Annotated in this window: 19 protein-coding genes; 4 read left to right on the top strand and 15 right to left on the bottom strand. The window is 66.6% G+C overall.

Features of this window, described 5'->3' with window-relative positions; all coding sequences use genetic code 11:
* Position 1: 1 nt before the first annotated feature.
* The 8 genes from F2P45_RS01785 to F2P45_RS01820 are packed head-to-tail and all read right to left on the bottom strand — an operon-like array spanning position 2 to position 6,900.
* Positions 2-415: an acyl carrier protein gene (locus F2P45_RS01785; protein WP_166870054.1), complete on the bottom strand. Its 414-nt coding sequence runs from the start codon at positions 413-415 to the stop codon at positions 2-4.
* Positions 412-1,086, bottom strand: a complete 675-nt coding sequence (locus F2P45_RS01790; RefSeq protein WP_166870055.1) for a nitroreductase family protein — start codon at positions 1,084-1,086, stop codon at positions 412-414. Before F2P45_RS01790 ends, F2P45_RS01785 begins: the two co-directional genes overlap by 4 nt.
* Entirely contained in the window at positions 1,083-1,817 is a 735-nt protein-coding gene (locus F2P45_RS01795; RefSeq protein ID WP_166870056.1) for an SDR family NAD(P)-dependent oxidoreductase, read from the bottom strand. Before F2P45_RS01795 ends, F2P45_RS01790 begins: the two co-directional genes overlap by 4 nt.
* Positions 1,814-2,959 (bottom strand): beta-ketoacyl synthase N-terminal-like domain-containing protein, encoded by a 1,146-nt coding sequence (locus F2P45_RS01800; protein ID WP_166870057.1) that lies wholly within the window; start codon positions 2,957-2,959, stop codon positions 1,814-1,816. The genes F2P45_RS01795 and F2P45_RS01800 overlap by 4 nt, the downstream gene beginning before the upstream one ends.
* Positions 2,956-4,224 carry a beta-ketoacyl-[acyl-carrier-protein] synthase family protein gene (locus tag F2P45_RS01805; RefSeq protein WP_166870058.1) on the bottom strand — a complete coding sequence of 423 codons (1,269 nt, stop codon included), beginning with the start codon at positions 4,222-4,224 and terminating at the stop codon, positions 2,956-2,958. The genes F2P45_RS01800 and F2P45_RS01805 overlap by 4 nt, the downstream gene beginning before the upstream one ends.
* Entirely contained in the window at positions 4,221-5,237 is a 1,017-nt protein-coding gene (locus F2P45_RS01810) for a beta-ketoacyl synthase N-terminal-like domain-containing protein (RefSeq protein WP_166870059.1), read from the bottom strand. The genes F2P45_RS01805 and F2P45_RS01810 overlap by 4 nt, the downstream gene beginning before the upstream one ends.
* Complete coding sequence (locus tag F2P45_RS01815) at positions 5,234-6,436, bottom strand: beta-ketoacyl-[acyl-carrier-protein] synthase family protein (protein ID WP_166870060.1); 1,203 nt, start codon at positions 6,434-6,436, stop codon at positions 5,234-5,236. Before F2P45_RS01815 ends, F2P45_RS01810 begins: the two co-directional genes overlap by 4 nt.
* The gene (locus F2P45_RS01820) at positions 6,433-6,900 is read right to left on the bottom strand and encodes a 3-hydroxyacyl-ACP dehydratase FabZ family protein (protein ID WP_166870061.1); all 468 of its coding nucleotides are present in this window, start codon (positions 6,898-6,900) and stop codon (positions 6,433-6,435) included. Before F2P45_RS01820 ends, F2P45_RS01815 begins: the two co-directional genes overlap by 4 nt.
* A gap of 127 nt (positions 6,901-7,027) precedes the next feature.
* Here F2P45_RS01820 and F2P45_RS01825 point away from each other — a divergent pair, with 127 nt between their 5' ends.
* From F2P45_RS01825 to F2P45_RS01840, 4 genes are all read left to right on the top strand, one after another.
* Positions 7,028-8,851 (top strand): radical SAM protein, encoded by a 1,824-nt coding sequence (locus F2P45_RS01825; protein WP_166870062.1) that lies wholly within the window; start codon positions 7,028-7,030, stop codon positions 8,849-8,851.
* A gap of 5 nt (positions 8,852-8,856) precedes the next feature.
* Entirely contained in the window at positions 8,857-9,591 is a 735-nt protein-coding gene (locus F2P45_RS01830) for an SDR family NAD(P)-dependent oxidoreductase (RefSeq protein ID WP_166870063.1), read from the top strand.
* Between the two features lie 537 nt (positions 9,592-10,128).
* Positions 10,129-10,587 (top strand): hypothetical protein, encoded by a 459-nt coding sequence (locus F2P45_RS01835; protein WP_166870064.1) that lies wholly within the window; start codon positions 10,129-10,131, stop codon positions 10,585-10,587.
* Between the two features lie 66 nt (positions 10,588-10,653).
* Positions 10,654-12,099 carry a Dyp-type peroxidase gene (locus F2P45_RS01840; protein ID WP_166870065.1) on the top strand — a complete coding sequence of 482 codons (1,446 nt, stop codon included), beginning with the start codon at positions 10,654-10,656 and terminating at the stop codon, positions 12,097-12,099.
* Here the strand turns inward: F2P45_RS01840 and F2P45_RS01845 are convergent.
* The 7 genes from F2P45_RS01845 to F2P45_RS01875 form a co-directional block, all read right to left on the bottom strand.
* Positions 12,087-14,588: a TonB-dependent siderophore receptor gene (locus F2P45_RS01845; RefSeq protein WP_166870066.1), complete on the bottom strand. Its 2,502-nt coding sequence runs from the start codon at positions 14,586-14,588 to the stop codon at positions 12,087-12,089. The two genes, F2P45_RS01840 and F2P45_RS01845, sit on opposite strands and share 13 nt — an antisense overlap.
* A gap of 112 nt (positions 14,589-14,700) precedes the next feature.
* A complete protein-coding gene (locus F2P45_RS01850) occupies positions 14,701-15,675 on the bottom strand; it encodes a FecR domain-containing protein (protein WP_229504875.1) in 975 nt (324 codons plus the stop codon).
* Between the two features lie 12 nt (positions 15,676-15,687).
* Positions 15,688-16,200 carry a sigma-70 family RNA polymerase sigma factor gene (locus F2P45_RS01855; protein ID WP_166870067.1) on the bottom strand — a complete coding sequence of 171 codons (513 nt, stop codon included), beginning with the start codon at positions 16,198-16,200 and terminating at the stop codon, positions 15,688-15,690.
* A gap of 107 nt (positions 16,201-16,307) precedes the next feature.
* Positions 16,308-16,985 (bottom strand): M949_RS01915 family surface polysaccharide biosynthesis protein, encoded by a 678-nt coding sequence (locus F2P45_RS01860; protein ID WP_166870068.1) that lies wholly within the window; start codon positions 16,983-16,985, stop codon positions 16,308-16,310.
* 16 nt (positions 16,986-17,001) lie between these two features.
* Positions 17,002-17,916: a PAS domain-containing protein gene (locus F2P45_RS01865; protein WP_166870069.1), complete on the bottom strand. Its 915-nt coding sequence runs from the start codon at positions 17,914-17,916 to the stop codon at positions 17,002-17,004.
* Position 17,917: 1 nt separating this feature from the next.
* Positions 17,918-18,754 carry a PAS domain-containing protein gene (locus tag F2P45_RS01870; RefSeq protein WP_166870070.1) on the bottom strand — a complete coding sequence of 279 codons (837 nt, stop codon included), beginning with the start codon at positions 18,752-18,754 and terminating at the stop codon, positions 17,918-17,920.
* Entirely contained in the window at positions 18,703-21,348 is a 2,646-nt protein-coding gene (locus F2P45_RS01875; protein ID WP_223164657.1) for a chemotaxis protein CheB, read from the bottom strand. Before F2P45_RS01875 ends, F2P45_RS01870 begins: the two co-directional genes overlap by 52 nt.
* Between the last annotated feature and the right edge of the window lie 130 nt (positions 21,349-21,478).

A 21,478-nucleotide genomic window follows, 5' to 3' on the forward strand; every position in this document is an offset into this window, starting at 1 on the left:
GTCAGGCGACGTTGCTGGTGCGCTGTGCGAGTTTGCCGACGACCAGGTGCACAAAGGTCTGCACCGTGAACAGGCTGAGAATCTGGCCCGGATGCAGGCCTGGCTTGATCTGGTCGGCTACTTCGGGCATCAGCTCGCGCAGGCGCGCCAGGCCCGCGTCCGAAATCACGCCGCCTGGTGCGAATTCGTCGTCGGACATGTCGCCGCGCGCGGCGCGTTCCAGCTCGCCGCGCGTGACCTGGATGCCATAGGTGCGTTCGAGCTTGAAGACGATATCGAGAAAGTCGAGCGACTCGGCGCCCAGTTCCCCGATCAGGCTGACCGTCGGCGGCACGTCGCTGGCGGGAATGGCCAGCGATTCGGCCACGATGGCGCGCACGGTGTCTTCGATTTCCTGGGGAGTGGTGGTAGTCATTTAGCGTCCTCGTCGGTATGTTCATCTTCAAACCAGCGGGCCACGCGGCCCAGCGGTTTGCGGGTTTTTTGTTCGGGTGCGGGGCCAAGCGGGTAGCCCAGCGCGATTGCGCCGACCATCTGCCACGGCGGGGCGATACCGAGCAGCGCGCAGATGCGGTCGCGCGCAATCATCGGGCCGGCCATCCAGCATCCGCCAAGGCCGCTGGCGTGCGCTTGCAGCAGCAGGTTCATGACGGCGGCGCTGGTGGAACAGAGTTCGGCCTGCATGGCGCCGGCCGTGTGGTACGCCGACGGATCGGCGCCGCCCGAGGCGAGCAGGTTGGCGATCAGGTCGGGAAATTCGCGGTACTGCGGGATAATGATCACGGCGGCGCTCATCAAGGGCTCGTGGAAAAAGTCGCCGTAGCTGCCGAAATCCTCGGCGTGGTGGCCGCGCGCGATCAGCGCCTTCATTTCGTCGGCGCGCTCGCGCACCGCGTCAACGATGGCCGCGCGCAGGCTTCGCGAGCGCACCACGGCGAACTGCCAGGGCTGGCGGTTGCTGGCCGAGGGCGCGCTGGTGGCGGCCAGCAGCAGGCGTTCGATCGTTTCGCGCTCGACCGGGCGATCGGTAAATTCGCGCGTGCTGCGGCGCGAGAGAAACCAGTCCAGGGTGGTCTGTTCGTTCATTCTGCCTTGAATCCTCCATCCACATTCCATACCTGCGCCGTGACGTAGCTGGCGTCGTCGCTGCACAGGAAGGCGACGACGGCGGCGACTTCCTGCGCGCTGCCGACGCGCTTGAGCAGGATGCGCTTGTTCAGTTCTTCTTGAGCCAGCGCGCGGATATCGCGCGTCATGTCGGTCTCGATCACGCCTGGCGCTACCGCGTTGACGCGAATCCCGCGCGGTGCCAGTTCGACCGCAAGCGCCCTGGTGAACGCTTCGACGGCGCCTTTGGAGGCGGCGTAGTTGCTCTGGCCACGGCCCGGACGGGTGGCCGCCACCGACGACATGTTGACGATCACCCCGCGCCGGCGTGACACCATGCGGCGCGAGGCCTGGCGGCAGCAATTGACCACGCCTGAAATGTTCACCGAAAAGACATCGTCGAAATCGGCCGGCTCGCTGGCGCCAAGCAGCGTGTCGCGCAGCACGCCGGCGTTGCAGACAAGGACATCGAGCTGCCCAAAGCGGCTGTCGATGTCGGCAAACAGCGCGCCCACCTGCGCCGGGTCCGACACGTCGGCTCGCGCGAGATGACATTCGCCGCCGAGCGCCGCGACCTGTTCGGCCACCTTGGCGGCGGCGACATCGTCGCTACGGTAATTGAGAATGACGGTAAAGCCCTTGCCCGCCAGTGCGAGCACAATGGCGGCGCCGATGCCGCGCGAGCCGCCGGTAACGAGTGCGGTTTTCATGGCAGCTCCACGCGGACAATCCCGGCAAGGCCCGGCGCGCTGGCGGCGAGGCCGATGGCCGAACGGTGATCGGATGCTTCGGCCCGCAGGATCGGGCGCAAGGGACCGGGCGCGGCGGCGCGCAAGCGCGCCACCGGCGGCAAGTGCTGGCGTTGCAGCAGCTCTGCCAGCGCGATGGCTTGAACAACTGAAGTGGCGGCGCCGATTTGTCCCATGGCGCTCATGATACAACACAGGGGCGCGCGGGCGCCGGTGATCCGGGCCACAACCTCGCGCTCGGCCGCGTCGAATCCCGGCAGCGCCAGGCCGCAGCCATCGACGGCGTCGCCGGGGCGCGCGAGCATGCGCACAAGGCGCGCCAGCAGCGCCGGTTGGGGCTCGCCTTTTTCGCCATCGGCGCCGTCAAGCGCTTCGATGAAAGCATGCGCGGGGCCGCTTCGCTGCAACACCAGGGCGGCGGCGGCTTCGCCGGGTACGAAGCCCTGCGCGGCGATGTCGTACGGCGCCGCCAGCACGGTCGATACGCAAGAGCCGCGCGCGGCCAGTTCGACCAGCGTTTCCGGCTCGACCAGGCTATCGTAGCCCACCACCAGCGCCACATCGACGGCGCCGGCGGCCAGCGCGCGGATGGCACCGGCCAGCGCCTGCGCGCCCGCATTGGCGCCGCCGTAGGTCGCGCCTTCGCCGCGCGCGCCCAGTTCCTGCGCGGCGATCGCGTGCGCATTGTTCGACAGATGCTGCAAGATCCAGAACGGATGCAGCAGCGCCAGGCCCCGCTCCCATGCCGCCGCGCCATCGGCCCGCTGATGCTCGAAAGCGGGCATCAGGTCGTCCCAGTGCGCGCGCAGGCCGCCGTAGCCGAAGAACAGCCCTACCCTGTCGCCACCGGCCACGCCGGCATCAACCATCGCCTCGGCCGCCACTTCCACCGCGTACAAGCCCATACGGCGCAGGAAGCGCGCATGGCGCGATGGCGCCGGCGGCGCACCAATGGTGGCGGCCAGCGTGCAGGCGTAGCTGCGCGCATCGAAGCGCGCGTTGGGCTGCGCCGCGCGTTCGCCGGCCAGCAGGCGCTCGATGACCTCGTCGATGCCTGAACCGAGCGGCGTGCGCCATGCGCGACCTGTCAGTGCCGCCTTCATGCGGGCCTTCCGAGAATCAGGGACACGTTCTGGCCGCCGAAGCCGAACGAATTGCTCAGTACCGCGTCGACCTTCGCCGCACGCGGCGCTTTGATGACGTCAACCTCGCATTGGGGGTCCGGGTCGCGGTGGTTGGCCGTTCCCGGCAGCAGATTGCGTTCGAATACGAGCAGGCAGGCGGCCGCTTCGATCGCTCCCGACGCCGCCATCAAATGTCCGATGGCGCCCTTGATCGAGCTCACAGGCACCGCTGCGGCGCCGAAAACGGCGGCGATGGCGCGCGCTTCGGCCACGTCGTTGAGCGGCGTGCCGGTGCCGTGCGCGTTGATGTAGCCGATGCCGGCGGGCGCCAGCCGCGCGCGCGCCAGCGCCAGTTCCATTGCCCGTTGCGCGGCGGCGCCGTCCGGCCGCGGCGCGGTGACGCGGTAAGCGTCCTGCGTGCTGCCATATCCGAGCACCCGGGCCAGCACGCGGGCGCCACGGCGGGCGGCCCGCTGCTCCGATTCGATCACGAACATGGCGCCGCCCTCGCCGATGACCAGGCCGTCGCGGCGCAGGTCGAACGGGCGGCAGGCGTCGCTGTCGTTGCGCGGCGACGGCGCGCCGAGGCGCGACATGCCGCCAAGGCCGAACGGATTGACCATCGAATCGGCGCCGCCGCACAACAGGATGGATGCGGCCCCTCGCTCGATCAGCGATGCCGCGTGGGCAATCGCCAGGCCACCGGCGGCGCAGGCGGAGGCGTTGACGACAACCTGGCCGTGAAGGCCGAACACGTCGCCGACCAGGCGCGCGCCGAGGTCGACGTCGGAGCGGAAGCGAATGCCGTCATGCCCGCCGGCCGCCCAGTCGATTGCCTGGCCGTTGAACATCGGGCCAAAATCATCGAGGAACGCCTGCTCCAGTCCAAGCGCCATCACCAGTCCCGCTTCCTCCTCAGCCTTACCGCAGCCGGCCATGCGCCACGCTTCGACGGCGGCCAGCAGGGCGAACATGCATTTACGGTCGCGCCATGCGCCGGCGCGTTCGTACTCGTCGAGCACCGATTCGGCAAGGCCAAGGTCGCCGAGATGAGCGCGCAGCCAGTCACGCCCGATGCCACCCCCGGCCACTTCGCAGGCTACGCGGGTATCGAAGGCGGACGCGTCGAAGGAACGGACCGGGGCGATGCAACTGCGTCCGGCGGCCAGGCCGTCGAGCAAGGCGGGCACACCGACCCCGAATGCGCTGACCGCGCCAAAGCCCGTGATCACCGCGCGCGTCATGCCAGGCTCCCGAAATGAGCGACACCCAGGCCGCCGTCGATACCGGCGTTCAAGACGATAACGCGCCGGCAGCGGCACTGGCGTATCAGGTCGAGCGCCACGCACCAGGCCAGCGCGGGCGCCGCCGCCAGGGCATCGCCGAGGCACAGGCTGACGTCGAGCGCTTCGCCATGTCCAAGCCGATTGCGCACCTCGGCGCCCCACGGCGCAATAAGGACAATGGTGTCGTCGCGCGCTTCGGTCAGCGACAAGTCCGGATTGCGCTGCCAGGCGCGCGCGCTGTGGAAGCTGACGGCGTCCAGCGTCGCCAGCGCGCCATCGGCGGATGCGGACAAGGCGAGCAGGCCCGCGCCTTCGGCCGGAACGAAGCCGCGTGCGGGGTAGCCAGCGGCGTCGAGTTGGGTCCAGCTGACCGGATGCAGGGCCGAGTCAGCGCCGCCGGCCAGCGCCGTATCGCATTCGCCCGAGGCGACCAGCCAGTGCGCTTCGCTCAATGCGGCCACCGTGCCCGTGCCGCGCGAGTAAAAGGCGCCATTGGGGCCACCAGTGCCGTTCAGGATCGCACCGTGGCAGAGCGTGAAGTTGTTCATCAGCTGGAATGCGAACAGCGGATTGCACGCTGCCAGACCGGCGCCGCCGAAGCGCTCCAGCGAAAATTCATGATCGACGATGCTGGCCGCCAGCATGCGCGTCAGTTCATCCATGGCGCAGCCGGACGCGCCCACGCCCAGGTACAGGGCGGCTTGCTCGCGCTGCTGCGCCGTCCAGCGCGCGTCGTTCAGCGCCAGGCGCAGGGCGACCGCTGCCAGCCGCGCCGGATGCGCCATCAGTTTGCGGGCGCGCGCATCGACATCGATATCAGCCGCAATTGCAGGCACTTCGGCCGCCAGCACGCTGCCATGGGTCGCCTGAAGCTGGCGGCTGGGGGCAAACCCCTCGAAGCCGGCCAGTCCGCGCCAGTCGAAGCCGGATGCGCTGACGGCCGCCGCGCCGGATATATATACCTGCCTCACGCGCAGCGCCTCGCCACCAGGCTGCAATTGGCGCCGCCGAAGGCAAACGCGTTGACCAGGGCCGCATTGATGTTCGAGCGGATTGCACTGCCCAGCACATGCGGGATTGCGCAGGCCGGATCGGGTTGGGCCAGGTTCGCGGTCGGCAGCACGATGCCCTGCTCCAGCGCCGCATGCGCGCACAGAAAACCCAGCGCGCCCGCCCCGGCGATCCAGTGGCCGAGCGCACCTTTGACCGAACTGACGTGGGCGGCGTCCAGGCTTGCACCCAGCACGCGCCGCAGCGCCAGCGCTTCCACCGCGTCGTTAAGCGGCGTCGAGGTGCCGTGCGCCTGGACGTAATCGACCGCATCGAGTCCTGCGGCGGCAAGCGCGGTGTGCATGGCGCGCATGGCGCCGCCCCCCTGCGGGTCGGGTGCGGTCAGGTGGTGGGCATCGAGGCTGCGGCCTTCGCCGGCCAGTTCGACCGTGGCAGTCCCGCGTTCGCGCGACAGCACCACCATGGCCGCGCCTTCGCCGACCACGAACCCGTCGCGCCGCACGTCGAACGGGCACGACACGCCGCGCGCGCTCAATGCGCCGACGCGGCCAAAGCCGGCCAGCATCATCGGATCGACGTCGGCGCCCACGCCACCGCACAAGGCAACATCGCATACGCCGAGGCGGATCGCCCGCGCCGCTTCGGCAATCGCGCTCGCGCCCGAGGCGCAGGCCAGCGAGATCGTCACCGCCGGGCCGTGGGCGCCGTAGTCGAGCGCGAGCGCCGAGGCGACGGCGGCCGGCGAAATGATGGAAGCGTCGAATTCGGCCACCAGCGCCGCCGCCTTGACGCCGAACTGCGCATGGTCGAAGCGCGCCCCGCCGCCGGCGCCACGGGTCAGTCCATGCAAGGTGGCGAATGGCGCGCGGCCCGATTCCGCGCCGAGGAAGATGCCGAGGCGTTCAGGCGCGACATCGACGCCCGCGCCCTGCCACGCTTCGCGCGCGGCGACCCTGGCCAGCGCCAAGCGGCGGTCGCCGGTGTGGGTAAAGCCGTCGATTTCGGCGCCGGCCGTGGACGGAAAACCGGTGACGTCGAAGCCGGCCACCTGCCCGATGGCGCTGCGCCCGGCGGCCAGCGCCTCCAGCGAGGCGGGCCAGTTGGCACCCAATGCCGTGATGGCGCCGACGCCACGCACGAACACCCTTGGCTGCGTCATGGTTCCTCGGCCGAACCGGTGAGCCAGATATTGAGCACCTCGCGGCGCCGCGCCAGCAGCTTGGGATTGGTCACGCGGGCAAAGGCGAAAGCCAGTTCGGCCTCGGCGACCAGTTTGCCGTCCACCCGCGCCATGGCACGCACCTGGCCGCCATCTTCGTGCACCACGATGCCGTGGCATTCGAGTTCCATCTTGTCGCCGGCGCGCACCTGGTGCCGGAATTTGGCGCGGTCCACCGTGACCAGCAGCGCATGCAGGTCGTGGCGGCCTTGTTCGCGCATGCTCGCTTCGACCAGCACGCCGCCCAGCTGCGCCATCGATTCGATGATCATCGCGCCGGGCATGATGGGATGGCCCGGAAAATGGTCGGCAAAAATATCGTCCGACAGCGACACGCATTTGACTCCCGACGCCAGTTGCGGCGGCACAAGCGCCGTGATTTTATCGAGAAGTATGTATCGCATCCGCACTGCCCTTTACACATATCGATTGCCGCAGGCAGCGCTCAACGGCCACTCAACACATGCAATTCAGGTTAGCATATCCTAAAGTTAACACCCGAGACTAGTAGATCATCGTTGAAAGGTTCACATGGAATGTACCAGCTGCGACACGAGCACCGTGCGCAAGGATCGCGAGCACACCTTCTTCATGCACGAGATGGCCATTTGCGGCGGCTGCACCGCGCCGATCGAAGCGCGCGTGGTACTGCGCGACGATGGCGTGGTGCGCCTGATCCACTGCAACCAGTGCGGACCTTCCGAACAGATGGTGTCCGATGACGCCAAGGGCTGGATGGCGCTCTTCCTGGCGCGCGGCCAGGTCGATCCGGGCAAAGAAGGCGACCACTATTTCAAGCACACGACATCGACCTGTCCGGGATGCCTGGCGCTGCTGCCGGCCGACGTGGTGATCCGCGACGGCAAAGTCTACTTCGTGAAGAACTGCGAGAAGTGCGGGCCGTCCGAGGCGCTGGTGTCGGAAGACGCGGCCTACTACGTGGACGCCTACTCGTACGCGCGCGCCGGCACCGAGCCGCTGGTATTCGCCACCGAAGTGGAAAAAGGCTGTCCGACCGACTGCGGCACCTGCGGCGACCATGAACAGCACACCTGCCTGCCGATCATCGAGATCACCGATTACTGCAATCTCGAATGCCCGGTCTGCATCGTCAACAACACCAACGCGTATCACCTCTCGAACGAGGCGTTCACGCGCATGATCGACACGCTGGTGCGCAACGAGGGCCAGGTCGAGTCGATTGCGCTGTCGGGCGGCGAGCCGACCAGCCACCCGCGCCTGATGGAACTGATCGCGATCGCCACGCGCGAGGAAATCGGCCGCATCGTCATCATCACCAACGGCTTGCGCCTTGGCCGCGACCGCGCCTTTGCCGAGAAAATCAAGGCCAGCGGCGCCTACATCGCATTGCAGTTCGACGGTTTTACGGCCGACACGCACGAAAAAATCCGCGGGCGCGACCTGTGCGACGAGAAAAGCGCGGCGCTCAGGATGCTCAAGGACCTCAACATCCCGACGCAGCTCATTTTCGTGGCCGCGCGCGGCGTCAACGAGCACCAGATTGGCCAGGTGGTGGAGATGTTCCTCTCCGAAGACCACTTCCTGTCGCTGAACTTCCAGCCGGTGGCGTTTACCGGCGCGGGCGGCGGGCAGTTCGCGCACGACCCGATGGACCGGCTGACGATTCCGGGCGTGATCAAGGCGATCGAGGAGCAGACCAACGGCAAGCTCAAAGTGAGCGACTTCGCACCGCTGCCCTGCTCCCATCCGCAGTGCGTCTCGCTCAGCTACCTGCTGCGCATGAACGACGGCAGCCACATTCCGTTCGGCCGCTTTGTCGACTTCCGCACCCACGGCACCTTGCTGCGCTCGTCGGCCACCCTGGGCGCCTCGCCCGAGATTCACGATGCGATGAGCGACGTGGTGCACGATGTGTTCGCGCGCCAGGACGAGATCGAGCGCTCGGCCGATATCCTGGCCGCCCTGCGCCGCACCATCGACGTGATGTTCCCTAACCGTCCGGTCAGCGCCAAGGAAGCGATTCACCTGGGCGAGCAGCAGGCCAAGTCGATCTTCTTGCACCACTACATGGACCGCCACGACTTCGACCTGGAACGGCTGCGCAAGTGCTGCCACCATTATCCGCAGGTGGACGGGCGCATCATGCCGGCCTGCGGCTTCAATATGTTCCACCGGGGCGCGGCCAAGGGGCCGGAAACCGAACTGGCCGCATGGGGCAAGAAGCCCTGGACCACGGACGCGCCGGTGCAGATCGTGCAGTTCCACCGCACCGACACGCGCCAGGCGCTGACCGGGATCGGTGTCGACGAAACCCCGGCGCGCGCGCCGCATTCGATCGGCCTTGGCGGCGGCAAACCAGTGGTGCTCAAATAATGGGGATGCTCGACGGACGGACCGCATTGGTCACCGGCGGCTCGCGCGGCCTGGGGCGCGCCCTGTGCATGGCACTGGCGCGCGAAGGCGCGAACGTCGCTTTCAATTATTCGCGTTCGGTGGCGGAAGCCGAGGCGGTGCTGGCCGCGCTCAAGGAACTGGGCGTGAAGGCGTGGGCGTTCCAGGTGTCGGTGCTGGACAAGGCGGGCCTGCAGGGCATGGTGCGGGCCATCGAGCAGGATGCGGGGGCGATCGATATCCTGATCAATAACGCCGGCATCGGCCAGGTGGTGCCGCTCGCGCTGATGGAGGAAGAAGACTGGGACCGCATGATGAACACCAACGTCAAGGGCGCCTTCCTGACCACGCAGGCGGTGCTGCGCGGGATGATCCACCAGAAGCGCGGACGCATCTTGAATATCAGCTCGCTGGCGGGCGTGAAGATGATGCAGGCGCCGGTGCACTACAGCGCGGCCAAGGCGGCGCTCAAGGGCATGACGGAGGCACTGGCGAAGGAAGTGGGCCGCTACGGCATTACCGTCAACTGCCTGGCGCCGGGCGTGCTCGATGAGGGCGTGAGCGGCAATGTGCCGGCGGCGAAGATGACGGAATACGTGCGCCATTGCGCGCTGGGGCGCCTGGGAACGGTCGACGAGGTGGCGGAAGCGGCGGCGTTTTTCGTGTCGGACAAGAACAGCTACATGAGCGGGGCGACCGTGGTCATCGACGGCGCGGTTTGAAGGCGCTGGCGGTACTGCTTCCAGCAAAGCCCGCATCGCACCAACAGCCCCTGGCCAAATAGTCCACGCGAATCTTGGTCTTGCGGCGATAAGGCGAAATTTGGAGGTATGGGACAAGCCCACGCCAGCCGTATTCGCGGCCGCCGGGGTGGGATTGCAGACACCGTTCACGGATAAGCCGATAGGCCTGCTTCGCTCCGATCTCAGTCTGCTTCTTGATGCTCGCCGACATCTCGCCCGCCAACTACAGCATCACGGCGCTGACGTGCCGACGCATTCGAGCTTCCCAGTGTGCGTCCTGCGGAGGACGCAACTTTGCCACCTTGTTGGCATGCAGATGGTTGCGTTTATCTGTGTCATGCTGCATTAGGTCAACCAATCTATTTGGAGCAGTTCATAAAGCCTTTACGCTGAATCAAGCGGACGCCCCGTCCGGACGGGTTTGCCAGCACGGGGATGTGCTTATCATTTGTTGACACAGAACGCGGCCGTCAACCTGTCGGCCGTGCATGCTGTGTTTCAAGAAAGAGGCATATCATGACCCGTCCCCTTACTTTACTGTCGCCAGTCCTTCCCGGCACGAGTGCCGCCACTGTCGTTGCCAGGCTGGCCGTCCTGCTACCGAAAATCAATGCGGCACTGGAATTGATCGGCACTGTCCACTTTGCCCGCCTCATCTTGCTCGATCGGTCGAAAGCGAATCTGCAGCCAGACCTGCTGTCGATACTGCCATCAAACAACTTGGCAATTGGAATTATCACGTCCTTCGATGGCGACTTCAAGACTTATATCCATGACTTCGTCGCCCAGTTAAGCGACGAGTTCGATGCGCTGCTGTCGCTGGCGGTCGGCGGCGCAGCCTTGACGCCGGTGGTCGATCATGTGGCGGAGTTCGAAGCGTTTATCGAGCGAAACAATGTCTCGGAACATATTCCGAACACCTATTTCTACGCCGCCTATCAGCACACCGTGCAGGACATTCTCGCTGCGATCTGATCTGCCGCGCGCACCAGGTTCCCATCCCGGTGCGCTTTTCAACCGCGTGTGCGACGGGAGAACCCGATGAACGATTCTGCGATTGACCTGGACGACGTGCAGGGCGTCATCGTGCGCGGCTACCGCGTCAAGCTGGTGCGGCATTTCGTGCTCACGATCACGGATGCGGCCGCGGCCAGCAAGCTGATCGAGGCGCTGGTGCGGGGCCGCGCTGGTTTTCCCACGATCACGAGCGCCAGGCTCATCGCGCCGAAACCCGCCTCGTTCGTCAATATCAGTTTCAGTGCCGCCGGCCTGGCGGCGCTCGGGCTCACTGCCGCGCAACTTGCCAGCTTCGACCCGGCATTCCAGCGCGGCGCGGCCGATCCTGTCACGGCCGCCACGGTGGGTGACGTCGGCCCGAGCGCGCCGGAGCGCTGGATTGGCGGCCTGGACAATGCGGCCCGGGTGCATATCGTGCTGAGCTTGTGGGTAGCCAGTTCCGCCGCAGTGATGGAAACGGTGTCGGCGCAGCTGCGCAGCGCTTTTGTGGGCGGCGTGAGCGAGCTGTACGTGCAGGATGGCAGCGAATTCCCGGACAACGCCGTCCATTTCGGCTATCGCCATGGCATCGCGCAGCCCACGATCATCGGCATGCCGCCGCGCAAACGGGATGCGCCCGATGCGCAGCCGCCCGTGCCCGCAGGTGAATTCCTGCTTGGCCACTTGAATGCGGCGGGCGGCACCTATCGCGTCTTGCCGCAGGAACTGTCGAGCAACAGCAGCTACGGTGTGTTTCGTATCCTGGAACAGGATGTGGCCGGGTTCGAGGCGATGCTGGCGCGTTATGCGGCCGAGACGGGTATCGATCCCGAGATGCTTGCGGCGAAGCTCATGGGGCGCTGGCGCAATGGCAATCCGCTGACGCTGGCGCCAACGGCGCAAGGAACGCCTTTGCCTGACGCGGAGCTCAATAAGTTCGACTTCGTTAGCAGCGACGCGGCCAAGGACGATACGCTGGGCCTGAAGTGCCCGGTCGGCGCCCACATCCGGCGCAACAATCCACGCGACGCCGCCGTGATCGGCACCGGCAGCACCCATCACCGCCTGGTGCGACGATCGATGCCGTACGGTCCGCAGTATGATCCCGCAGGCGTTGACACGCAGGCACGCGGGCTGATCGGCTTCTTTATCAATGCCAGCATCCGCAACCAGTTCGAATTCCTGAGCAGCGAATGGAACCGGAGGGATGATTTCGTGAAATCGGCCACCGGCCCCGAGGGCGCGGCCGCCGGCAATGCCGTCTACAACATCAGCGGCGAGGATGTTCTCGGCGGCGTGAACGATCCGGCGACCAGTTCGTTCACCCTGGCCGGCAAGGGTCCGAAAGGCAGCGCCAACCGGACCCTGGGAGGCTTTGCGCGGCTGGTGACCACGCGCGGCGGGGTATACTGCTTTTTCCCGAGCATCAAGGGACTGCTGTATCTGGCGCGATTGACAGCGGCCGCCGGCACGGCGCCTTACCAGCGATAGCTTGCCGTGACGATGATCTTGCGCGCTTCGCCATAGAAGCAGCCGTAGGTGCAACTGCCGATATAGGTCTTGTCCGCCAGGTTGGTGACGTTGAGCGCGAGTTTCCACGGCCCGGTGCTGTAGCTGGCCATGGCATCGATCAGCGTGACGGACGGCACGATCACGGGAGTGCCGTGCGCCGCGCCGCGTGTGCTGCCCACGTAGCGCGCGCCGGTGCCGATCCGCAAACCGGGCAAGCCGGCGGCGCCGAAGCCTTCGTCGCCCCAGATCGAGAACTGGTTGTACGGCACGCTGTCGAGGCGCTGGCCTTCGCGTTCGGGATACAGAGGGCTCGCTTTGCTGGTGCGGGCGTCGGTGTAGGCGTAGGCGGCGATCAGGTTGGCGCTTTTGCCGATCCGGGTGCGCGCTTCGAGTTCCAGGCCGCGCGAACGCACTTCGCCTGCCTGCATGGCAAAGTTGGCATCCTGCGGGTCTTCCACCTGCACGTTCTGGCGGGTCAGCTGGTAGAGCGCGGCGGACAGCAGCATGTCGGCGCCCTTGGGCTGGTAGCGCAGCCCGGCTTCGAACTGTTTGCCCTCGGACGGCTTGAAGCGCGCGCCGGTGCGGTCGATGCCGGTGGTCGGCTCGAACGATTCGCTGTAGCTCACAAACGGCGCCAGGCCGTTGTCGGCCAGGTACACCAGCCCCGCCCTGCCGGTGAAGGCATGGCTTCTCTCATTGTCGGCCCGCACGCCGCCGAAAAATCCGGTTTCGTTGTAGCGCAGCATGTCGTAGCGGCCGCCCAGCGAAGCCACCCATTTGTCGCCCACCTTGACCTGGTCCTGCGCGTAGACGCCGATGCGCTTGCCGTCGGCCTTGTAGGCGAAGGTATTCGGCGCCCGTTCGGCACCGACGACGCTGCCGTAGACCGGTGCGAACAGGTCGAGATTGGCCAGCGAGCGCGTGTAGCGTTCGGTTTCTTCGCGCCCGCGCGAGTAATCCAGGCCCGCCAGGATGGTATGCCTGACGCCGCCCACGCCCACCTGGTATTGCAGCGAGGTGTCGGACACCAGCGACGAGGAACGGTCGGCGCGCTCGGTGGCCCAGCGCAAGGCCGTGACGCGCTCGGTGGCATCGACGCCGCCCCATATCTCGACATAGTCGAAGGCATTGCTCGCGTGCGCATAGCGCAGGCTGTTCTTGAGCTTGAGCCGGTCGCTGAACGCGTGCTCGAACAGGTATCCGGCGGAATACCGTTCCAGCGCGAACCGATCGAAGCCCGGCTCGCCCACGAAGCGCTGGCGCGCAATCGGGCCATTGGCATTGGGCAGCACCGTCCCTTGGGCGGGCAAGCCGTAGACGTTGACTGTGCGGTCTTTTTGATAGTCTCCCAATAGCGTGAGTGACGTGGCCGCGTTCGGTTTCCACGTCAGCGCGGGCGCCACGAAACGGCGGTTGTCGGGTACGTGGTCGATGAAAGTGTCGCTGTCGCGCCAGAGCGCGGTGAGGCGGTACGACCAGACACCGTCGTCCGTCAGCGGGCCACCCAGATCGGCCGATACCTGTTTGCGCTTGAATGACCCTCCTTCGACATTGATTTCGTGCACCGGCTCTGCCGTGGGACGCTTGCTGACCGTATTGATGATGCCGCCGGGACCGCCAGCGCCGAACAGCACCGAGGCGGCACCCTTGACTACTTCGACCCGCTCCAGGCCATACAGTTCCTGGCGGCCGTCGTAGCGGGTGACGCCGTAGCGGGTGCCGTCGCGGTAGTGGTTGCCAAGATCCGAGGTGGCCTGGAAGCCGCGCAGGAAAAACTGGTCGGTGGTGCGGTCGGCCGCTTCGTTGCGGGCCACGCCGGCCACGTAGGCGAGCACGTCTTGCAGGCTTTGCGACTTGAGGGTGTCGATCTCTTCCGCGCCGACCACGCTCAGGGACTGCGGCGTCTCCAGAATGGGCGTGTCGGTTTTGGTGGCCGTGGCGCTGCGCCGCGCCACGTAGCCGCGGATGGGGCCGCTTGCAGTGTCGGGCTCGGCGTTGTCAAGCACGGTGACCATCGGCAGCACGGCGGCGGCGGGACGGGCGTCCCGAAGGGCGTCCCGACGGGCGTCCCCACCGGCGGCCGGGCGCTCGGCCAGGCGGGCCAGGGTGTAGCTACCATTGGCCTGGCGCAGCGCTTGCAGGCCGTGTCCGCGCAGGACTTCGTCAAAGCCGGCCTGCACGGTCGTGGTGGCGTTCAGGCCGGCGCTGGTCTTGCCATTCAGCAGACTTGCATCGGCGGAAAGCTCGATCCCGGCGGCGCTGGCGAAGCTGGTCAGGGTGCGGTCCAGCGGGCCGGGGGCGATGGCGTAGCTGCGCGCCGCGGCGCCCTGCGCCTGGGCCAACGTGGCCGCACCCAGCGCCAGCGAGGCCAGCAAGACCGCGCGCACGGCGGCCGCGCCGCAGCTGAGCGCAAAATCCGGTTGACGCGCCGATGGCGTGAGGGAGGAATAGTGGTGCTGATGAGTCATGGTCTGGTCCTGGAGTTCGGAAGATTGCGGGAGTGCTTACTTGTATCCCGAACGAGAACCGGAAACCCTCAAGCGGATGCGACGATTTCCGCAAAAAACTTACATGGCGTGGTCAGCGGGCGCGCACGGTGACCCAGTAGCGGGTGCGGTACGCCACCGAAACCGGCAGGGCCAGCGCGAGGTTGCGCAGCGCGCGGTCGGTGTCGCGCAGCGAAAACACGCCGGTGACGCGCAGTCCGGCAATGCCGGGATCGCAGCGCAGCAGGCCCGTGCGGTAACGCGCCAGTTCGGCGACAAAGTCGGCCACGCGCATGTCTTCGGCCACCAGCAAGCCGTCGGCCCAGGCGGCGGCGCTGGCCTGGACCGGCCCTGACGGCTCGATTCGTTCCTGCGAGAACGCCGCGCCCTTGCCGGCGCCGATGCGGACGGCATCGTGCAGACGGTTGCGCGCGCGCAGCTCGACAGCGCCCTCCAGCACGCCGACGTGCGTGACATCGTCATGCTGGCGCACCAGAAAGCGGGTTCCGAGGGCCTGGACCATGCCGTCGCGCGTCTGCACCCGGAACGGGCGCTGCGCGGGCATGGGATCGGGCGCGGTGGCGACCAGGATTTCGCCGGCGCGCACGATCACAAGGCGCTCGCGGCTGGTAAAGCGCAGGTCGATTGCCGAGGCGCTTGCCAGAACGACATGGGTTCCGTCGGGCAAGGTGACTGTCCGGGTTTCGCCGGTAGCGCTGCTGTGATCGGACGCGACGGTGTCCCAGGCCTGGGTGGCGCGCATCGACCAGACGGCCCCTGCCGTCACGCTCAGGCTAAGTACTTGCAAGGCGCGCCGGCGCGTGACCCAGGCGGCGGCCGCGGGCTCGCGCAGGGCGTGCTGGGCAATCTCGCGCGGAACGCTCATCAGCTTGTTGTCGAGGGCTTGCAGGCGGCTCCAGGCGCGTTCATGGTCCGGATGGGCGGCGCGCCACGCGCTGCACGCCGCCTGGTCGGCCGCGCTGGCCTCGCCCGACCACAGCCGGGCCATCCAGGCGGCGGCCTGGCCGACGGTGGCGGGATCGAGCGGGGCTGGCATGCGGGCGGACATGCTGGGCGCGCCTTAGGGCGCCGGGGCGTGCAGTGCCCCGGCGCACACCTGCAAGGCCGTGGCGATATACTTTTCCACCGACGAGACCGATACTTCCAGGCGCTCGGCGATGTCGCGGTAACTCATGCCTTCCAGCCGGCACAGCAGAAGCGCCGTGCGGGCCTTGGCCGACACGCAGTGCAGCAGCGCATCGATCTCGACCAGCGCTTCGAGCGTGATGGCCCGCGCTTCTTCGGATGGAACGTGGGCCGGCGGCAACAGCGCAATGGCCTCCAGGTAGGCCAGTTCGATCTGGCGGCGCCGGTACAGGTCGACCACGAGGCCGTTGGCGATCTGGGTCAGGTGGCGGCGCGACTGCTCGGGCGGCGGCACGCGGCCGCTGGTGAGGATGCGCAGATAGGTGTCGTGCGCCAGGTCGGCGGCGTCGCACGCGTTGCCCAGCCGTTTGCGCAGCCAGCCGCGCAACCAGCCGTGATGGTCGGTGTACAGCGTTTCAAGCGCGAGTGGAGATGGGGAACTGGACATGCAAGCGGTCACTTAAGAATGAGAATTATTCTCAATTGTAATGCTTGCTGGGTGAGCGGGCAATTTAATTGCGCTAATGCGACGCGCCAGGCGACGCGCGACCCCGGTCAGTCTTCCACGTAGACCTTGTCGCGGATGAACTTCAGATGGGTTTTGAAGACGGCGTTTTCTTTCAGCAGCAGGGTGGGGTCGAAGCTCATCTCGCCGCCGTAATGCGCATCCATTTTGGCGTTGCGCAAGGTCGTGCCGCGCAGCGCCAGCTTTTGCGCGCCCTGGCGCAGGATCACTTTCAAGGTATTGGCATCGATCCCGCCGCCGCACGACATTTTGTAAGGCACGGTGACTTCGGCGATGCCGTTCTTGTCCAGGTCGGTCACGGTGATGTGCTCGGAGAAAAATTGGGCGCTCGAATCGAGGCCCGGGCAATCCACTTTATCCTGGATGATCCATGCCTGCGGCCAGGACGCGTCCTTGCGCGTGTAGAGCGCGGCAAACAGATCGACGCGCTCGGTGGCGCCCGGCGTCGCCCGGGGAGCGCTTGAGGGCCCGGCAAGCAGCGAGACGACCAGCAGGTGCTCGCCGGCACGGTCGACGATGCGCCGCCCCACGACCAGCGCGCCTTTGACCTCGATCCGCTCGGATACCAGCAAAGCGGCATCGACCCGGCTGGTTTTCGGCGCGTCGGCTGCCGACGCGGCTTCCGCACAGGCAAGCAAAGGCGCAGCACCACCCAGCGCCAGCAGCGCGTACATGGCGGCGTTTGCCGCGAATCGCTCGAATCTCATCTGCCCTGCCCGTCCATTAGTCGGGGCGCGAAAAACGCGCCACCCAGCTTGTCGCGCCGCTGCCGTCGGCCACGCTGTCGATCTGCTGCGTCACTTGCATCACCGAACCGTCGCGGTGGCGCTGCCACACCTCGCCGCGCCAGCTTCCATGCAGGGCGAGCGATCGCATGATCGCCTCGTCCAGCCCGGGCGAGCGGGTCTCGCAGCGCAGCAGGCGCTGATGCTGGCCGACCAGCTGGGCGGGCGCATAGCCGCTCAGCGCGGTCAATGCATTATTCACGTCCGAAATAATGCCATGCTGGTCGCTGAGGAACATCGCCTCCGGCGCCAGGGTGAATACCTGCGCCTGCCGCTGGGCCTGGCGCTGCGTGGCGCTGCGTTCGCTCACGTCGATCACGACCGCGCGGCAGGTTTCGCCATTGTTCGACAGCGTGGTGCGCACGTCGACCGAGCGCCGGGTGCCATCGCGGGCGACCAGCACCACCTCGCAGCGCGCGTCGGACTGGGTCGAAAACAGCGATTTGAGGCAGGCCGCCAGGCGCGCGCGGTCGGGTTCGGCCACAAACACGCCGAAGCGCTTGTCGATCACGCGGGCGCGCTCGGTACCGAGCAGGCGCGCGCCGGCCAGGTTGAGCTCGGCAATGGTCCCGCTGCGGTTGAGCGTGAAGTAAGGCACCGGCGCGAAATCGAACAGTTCGGTGTAGCTGGCCAGAGCCGCCTCGATCCAGGCGCGCGCCGCTTCCAGCTGCTCGTTTTGCATTTCAAGTTCGACCTGGTGCACCTGCAATTCGTGCAGCAAGCGCTGCGGATTGTCGATGTGGCGCGCGCTGGCCGCCAGCGCGCGCCCCTGTTCGCGCAGGCGTTCCTGGGCGCGCAGGCGTAGTTCGGCATCGACTGGCGCCCCACCTGGCAATGTGTGTTGATGGCTCATGTTAGCTTTCCTGATGAGTGCGGCGCACGAGCAAAACCTGCGCCTCTTGCACGATCTGCTGCAAGGCCGCGCCGGGCGCGCTGCCTCGCTTTAATACCGCCAGCGCCTGGCTCAAGGTGTCGGCCAGTTGCCTGCGCTCGGTGACATCTTCCATGACAGAGATGACATAGCCCGGCTCGGGTGAATACAGCGCGCAGCTGATCCATTGCGCACCGTTGTTGCAGGACACATCCAGGCGCTCCGGCTTGCCGGTGATGGCCACGCACGCGCAGGCGGCGAACAGGTCCGCACTGAAGGGATAGATCGACTTCGCCAGCGCCGACTGGCGTTTGCCGACTGCATCTTGCAGCCCTGTCAGTTCGGTGAACTTCGGGTTCACTTCAAGAACCAGAAAATCGCGCGCCACACCGTCGTCCAGGATCAGCTGGTGGCAGGCGACCGCGTTCAGCGAATGTTCCAGCAGTTGCCGGAAACGCGATTCAGCGCGCTTTTGCTCGGTGATTTCCCAGGTGATGCCGGAGACGCCGATAATCGCACCGGCATGGTCGCGCGTCGGCTCGGCAAAAAAGTCGTAGTAATGGGTGGCGCCATGCAGGTGCGCGCTGGTTTCGCTATGCACGCTGACGCCTTGCTCGAGCGCCTGGCGTTTGAGCGCGGTCAGGCGGGCGGCGTCTTCCGGCGGCAACAGATCGGCGTCGGTCTTGCCGATGGCGTCCCCGGAGCGCAGTTGCGGCCGCAAATTGTGGACCCAGGTGTAGCGCAGCTCGCGGTCCTGGCTGAACACCGTCAGCGGCGCGTGTTCGATGGCGATGCGAAAGCGCTCGTCGCTGAGCCGCAAGGCGCGTTCCAGCGTTTTTTTGAGACGCTGATGTCGATGAAGGTGATCACCACGCCATCGATGCGGTTGTCCTGGGTGCGGTAGGGCATGATGCGCACGGTGAACCAGCGTCCGTCGAGCGCGCTGACCTGGACTTCGCGGAACACCAGCGAACGCAGCACTTCACGGGCATCCTCGGCCAGCGAAGGGTAGTCGAGCGTGCTGACCAGGTCGGTGACCGGACGCCCGGCATCGCTGGGAATGAGCTTGATGATGCCGGTGATGCGATTGGTAAAGCGCCGGATGCGCATGTCGTCATCGAGAAACAAGGTGGCGATATCGGTGCTGTTGAGCAGGTTTTTCATGTCGTCGCTGGCCTGCGACAATTCGTCGACCGTGGCCGACAATTCATGATTGACCGTCTGCAACTCCTCATTCATCGACTGCATCTCTTCCTTGGAGGTGGTCAGTTCCTCGTTGGTGCTTTGCAATTCCTCATTGGTGCTTTGCAACTCTTCATTGGTCGACTTCAACTCTTCCTGCGAGGTCTGCATTTCTTCGCGCGCGCGTTGCAGCTCCTCGCGCGACTGGGCGATTTCTTGCGTCATCGCATCCATGCGTTCGGCTTCGGCGCCGGCCAATTGGCCCTTGCGCGGCGTTTTTGCGCGCGCGGCCGGCTGGTCCGAGAACACGATCAGCACCATGCCGCGCAGCGGCGCCGGCTCTTGCAGGCTGTGCACCTCCACATTGACCAGCAGCGCGCCGTCGTTGCTGCCCACGCGCAAGCCCCTGAGCACCTGGCTGCCCTGCTCGCGCACGACGCGGGCGAAGACTTCGTTCAAGGCGCCGGCCAGCCCTTCGCGCGCCATGGCGAAGACGTTCAGGTTGGCCTTGCCGGCAGCCGGCTCCAGGTATTTGCCGGTCTTGCCGCTGATGTAGATGAGGTCGCCCTTGTCGGTGGTCAGCACCGCGGCCGGCGAAAACCGTTGCTGCAGGAGCGAATCGATCAGGGTTTGCACGCTGGAACCGCCCGGCTGGGCCAGGCTGGCGGGCGCGGCCGGCTCGGCCAGGCCTTTGCGGGCGCGGCCGTAAATCGTCGCCGGGAAATCGACCGGCTCGGTGCGCGGACTGCTTTCGCGGCGCTGGTAAATGCGGGTCTTGCCCGGCCAGGCGGTAAACAGGTCGCTGGCCGCGCCCACCGTTTCGGCGCTGCCCAGCACCAGGATGCCGCCCGGGCGCAGGCTGTAGTGAAACAGGGGCAGCAGCTTTTTCTGCAGGTCCGCTTCCAGGTAGATCAGCAGGTTGCGGCAGGTCAGCAGGTCGAGCTTGGTGAACGGCGGGTCCATCACCAGGTTCTGCGGTGCGAAGGTGACCATCTCGCGGATTTCCTTGCAGACGCGGTAGCCGCCATCGCGCTCGACGAAGTAGCGGCGCAGGCGCGCCTGGCTGACGTCGGCGGCGATGCTGTCGGGGAACTCCCCGGCGCGCGCGCGGTCGATCGCATCGCTGTCGAGGTCGGTAGCGAAAATTTGCAGGGTGAAACGCGCTTCCGGCTTGATGCGCTCGATCGTATCGCGGAACGCCATGGCCAGCGAATACGCTTCTTCGCCGGTGGAACAGGCCGGGGTCCAGGCGCGCAGGGTGGCGCCTTGCGGATGGGCGGCGAGCAGCGCGGGAATGGCCTCGCTCTCGATCTGCTCCCACACCGCCGGATCGCGGAAGAAACTGGTCACGCCGATCAGCAACTCCTTGAACAGCAGCTGGGCTTCGTGCGCATTGTAGCGCACATAGCGCACGTAGTCGGCGATGCTGGCCAGCTGGTGCAGGCTCATGCGGCGTTCGATGCGGCGGTAGATGGTGCTTTTCTTGTAGAACGAAAAATCATGCCCGCTCTGGGCGCGCAGGGTCAGCACGATCTTCTCGAGCGCGCTGCCGTCGGGGTCGGAAAAGCTCAGTTCGGGCGGGGCCACCTGCAAGGGCGCGTGGCGGCGGTAGTCGAGGATGCGGGAGGCCAGCTCTTCGGCGGGCGCCACCACGTCGGCCAGGCCGCCGTCGATGGCGCTGCGCGGCATGCCGTCGAACTTGGCCGAGTCCGGGTCCTGGACGAACACCGCGCCCGCGTTTTCCTTGATCGCCCGCAAGCCCAGCGAACCATCCGCGCCCATGCCCGAGAGAATCACGGCGATGCTGTTGGCTTGCTGGTCGGCGGCCAGCGAGCGCAGGAAAAAGTCGATCGGCAAGCGCAGCCCGCGCGGCGCGGCCGGTTCGAGCAGGTGCAGGACACCGTGCAGGATCGACAGGTCGCGGTCGGGGGCGATGATGTAGAGGTGGTCCGGCTCGACCCGCAGGCGGTCGGTCACTTCGACCACGGGCATGGCGGTGCTGCGCTGTAGCAGCTCGACCATGATGCTCTTGTGCACGGGATCGAGGTGCTGCACGACCACATATGCCAGGCCGCTGCCGGCCGGCACGCCGGAGAGGAACAGTTCGAGCGCTTCGAGTCCGCCGGCCGAGGCGCCGATGCCGACGATGGCGCGCGGCGTGCCGCTTGACAGGGCTGCCTGGGTATCGGACAAGGTGGCGGGCGTGCCCGGTGTCGTGCTGGTTTTTCTCATGGCGGGCTGATGGTACATCGTGGGAGTTGAACCGCATCGCAGGCGGCGGCAGGCACCGGGCCACACTATAACATTTCAGGCCTGCGGGCCAGTGCCGTCGCTTGCGGCGGCATGGGCGCGGGCAGGCACA

The sequence above is a fragment of the Massilia mucilaginosa genome (assembly GCF_011682145.1).
Classification (GTDB): domain Bacteria; phylum Pseudomonadota; class Gammaproteobacteria; order Burkholderiales; family Burkholderiaceae_D; genus Telluria_A; species Telluria_A mucilaginosa.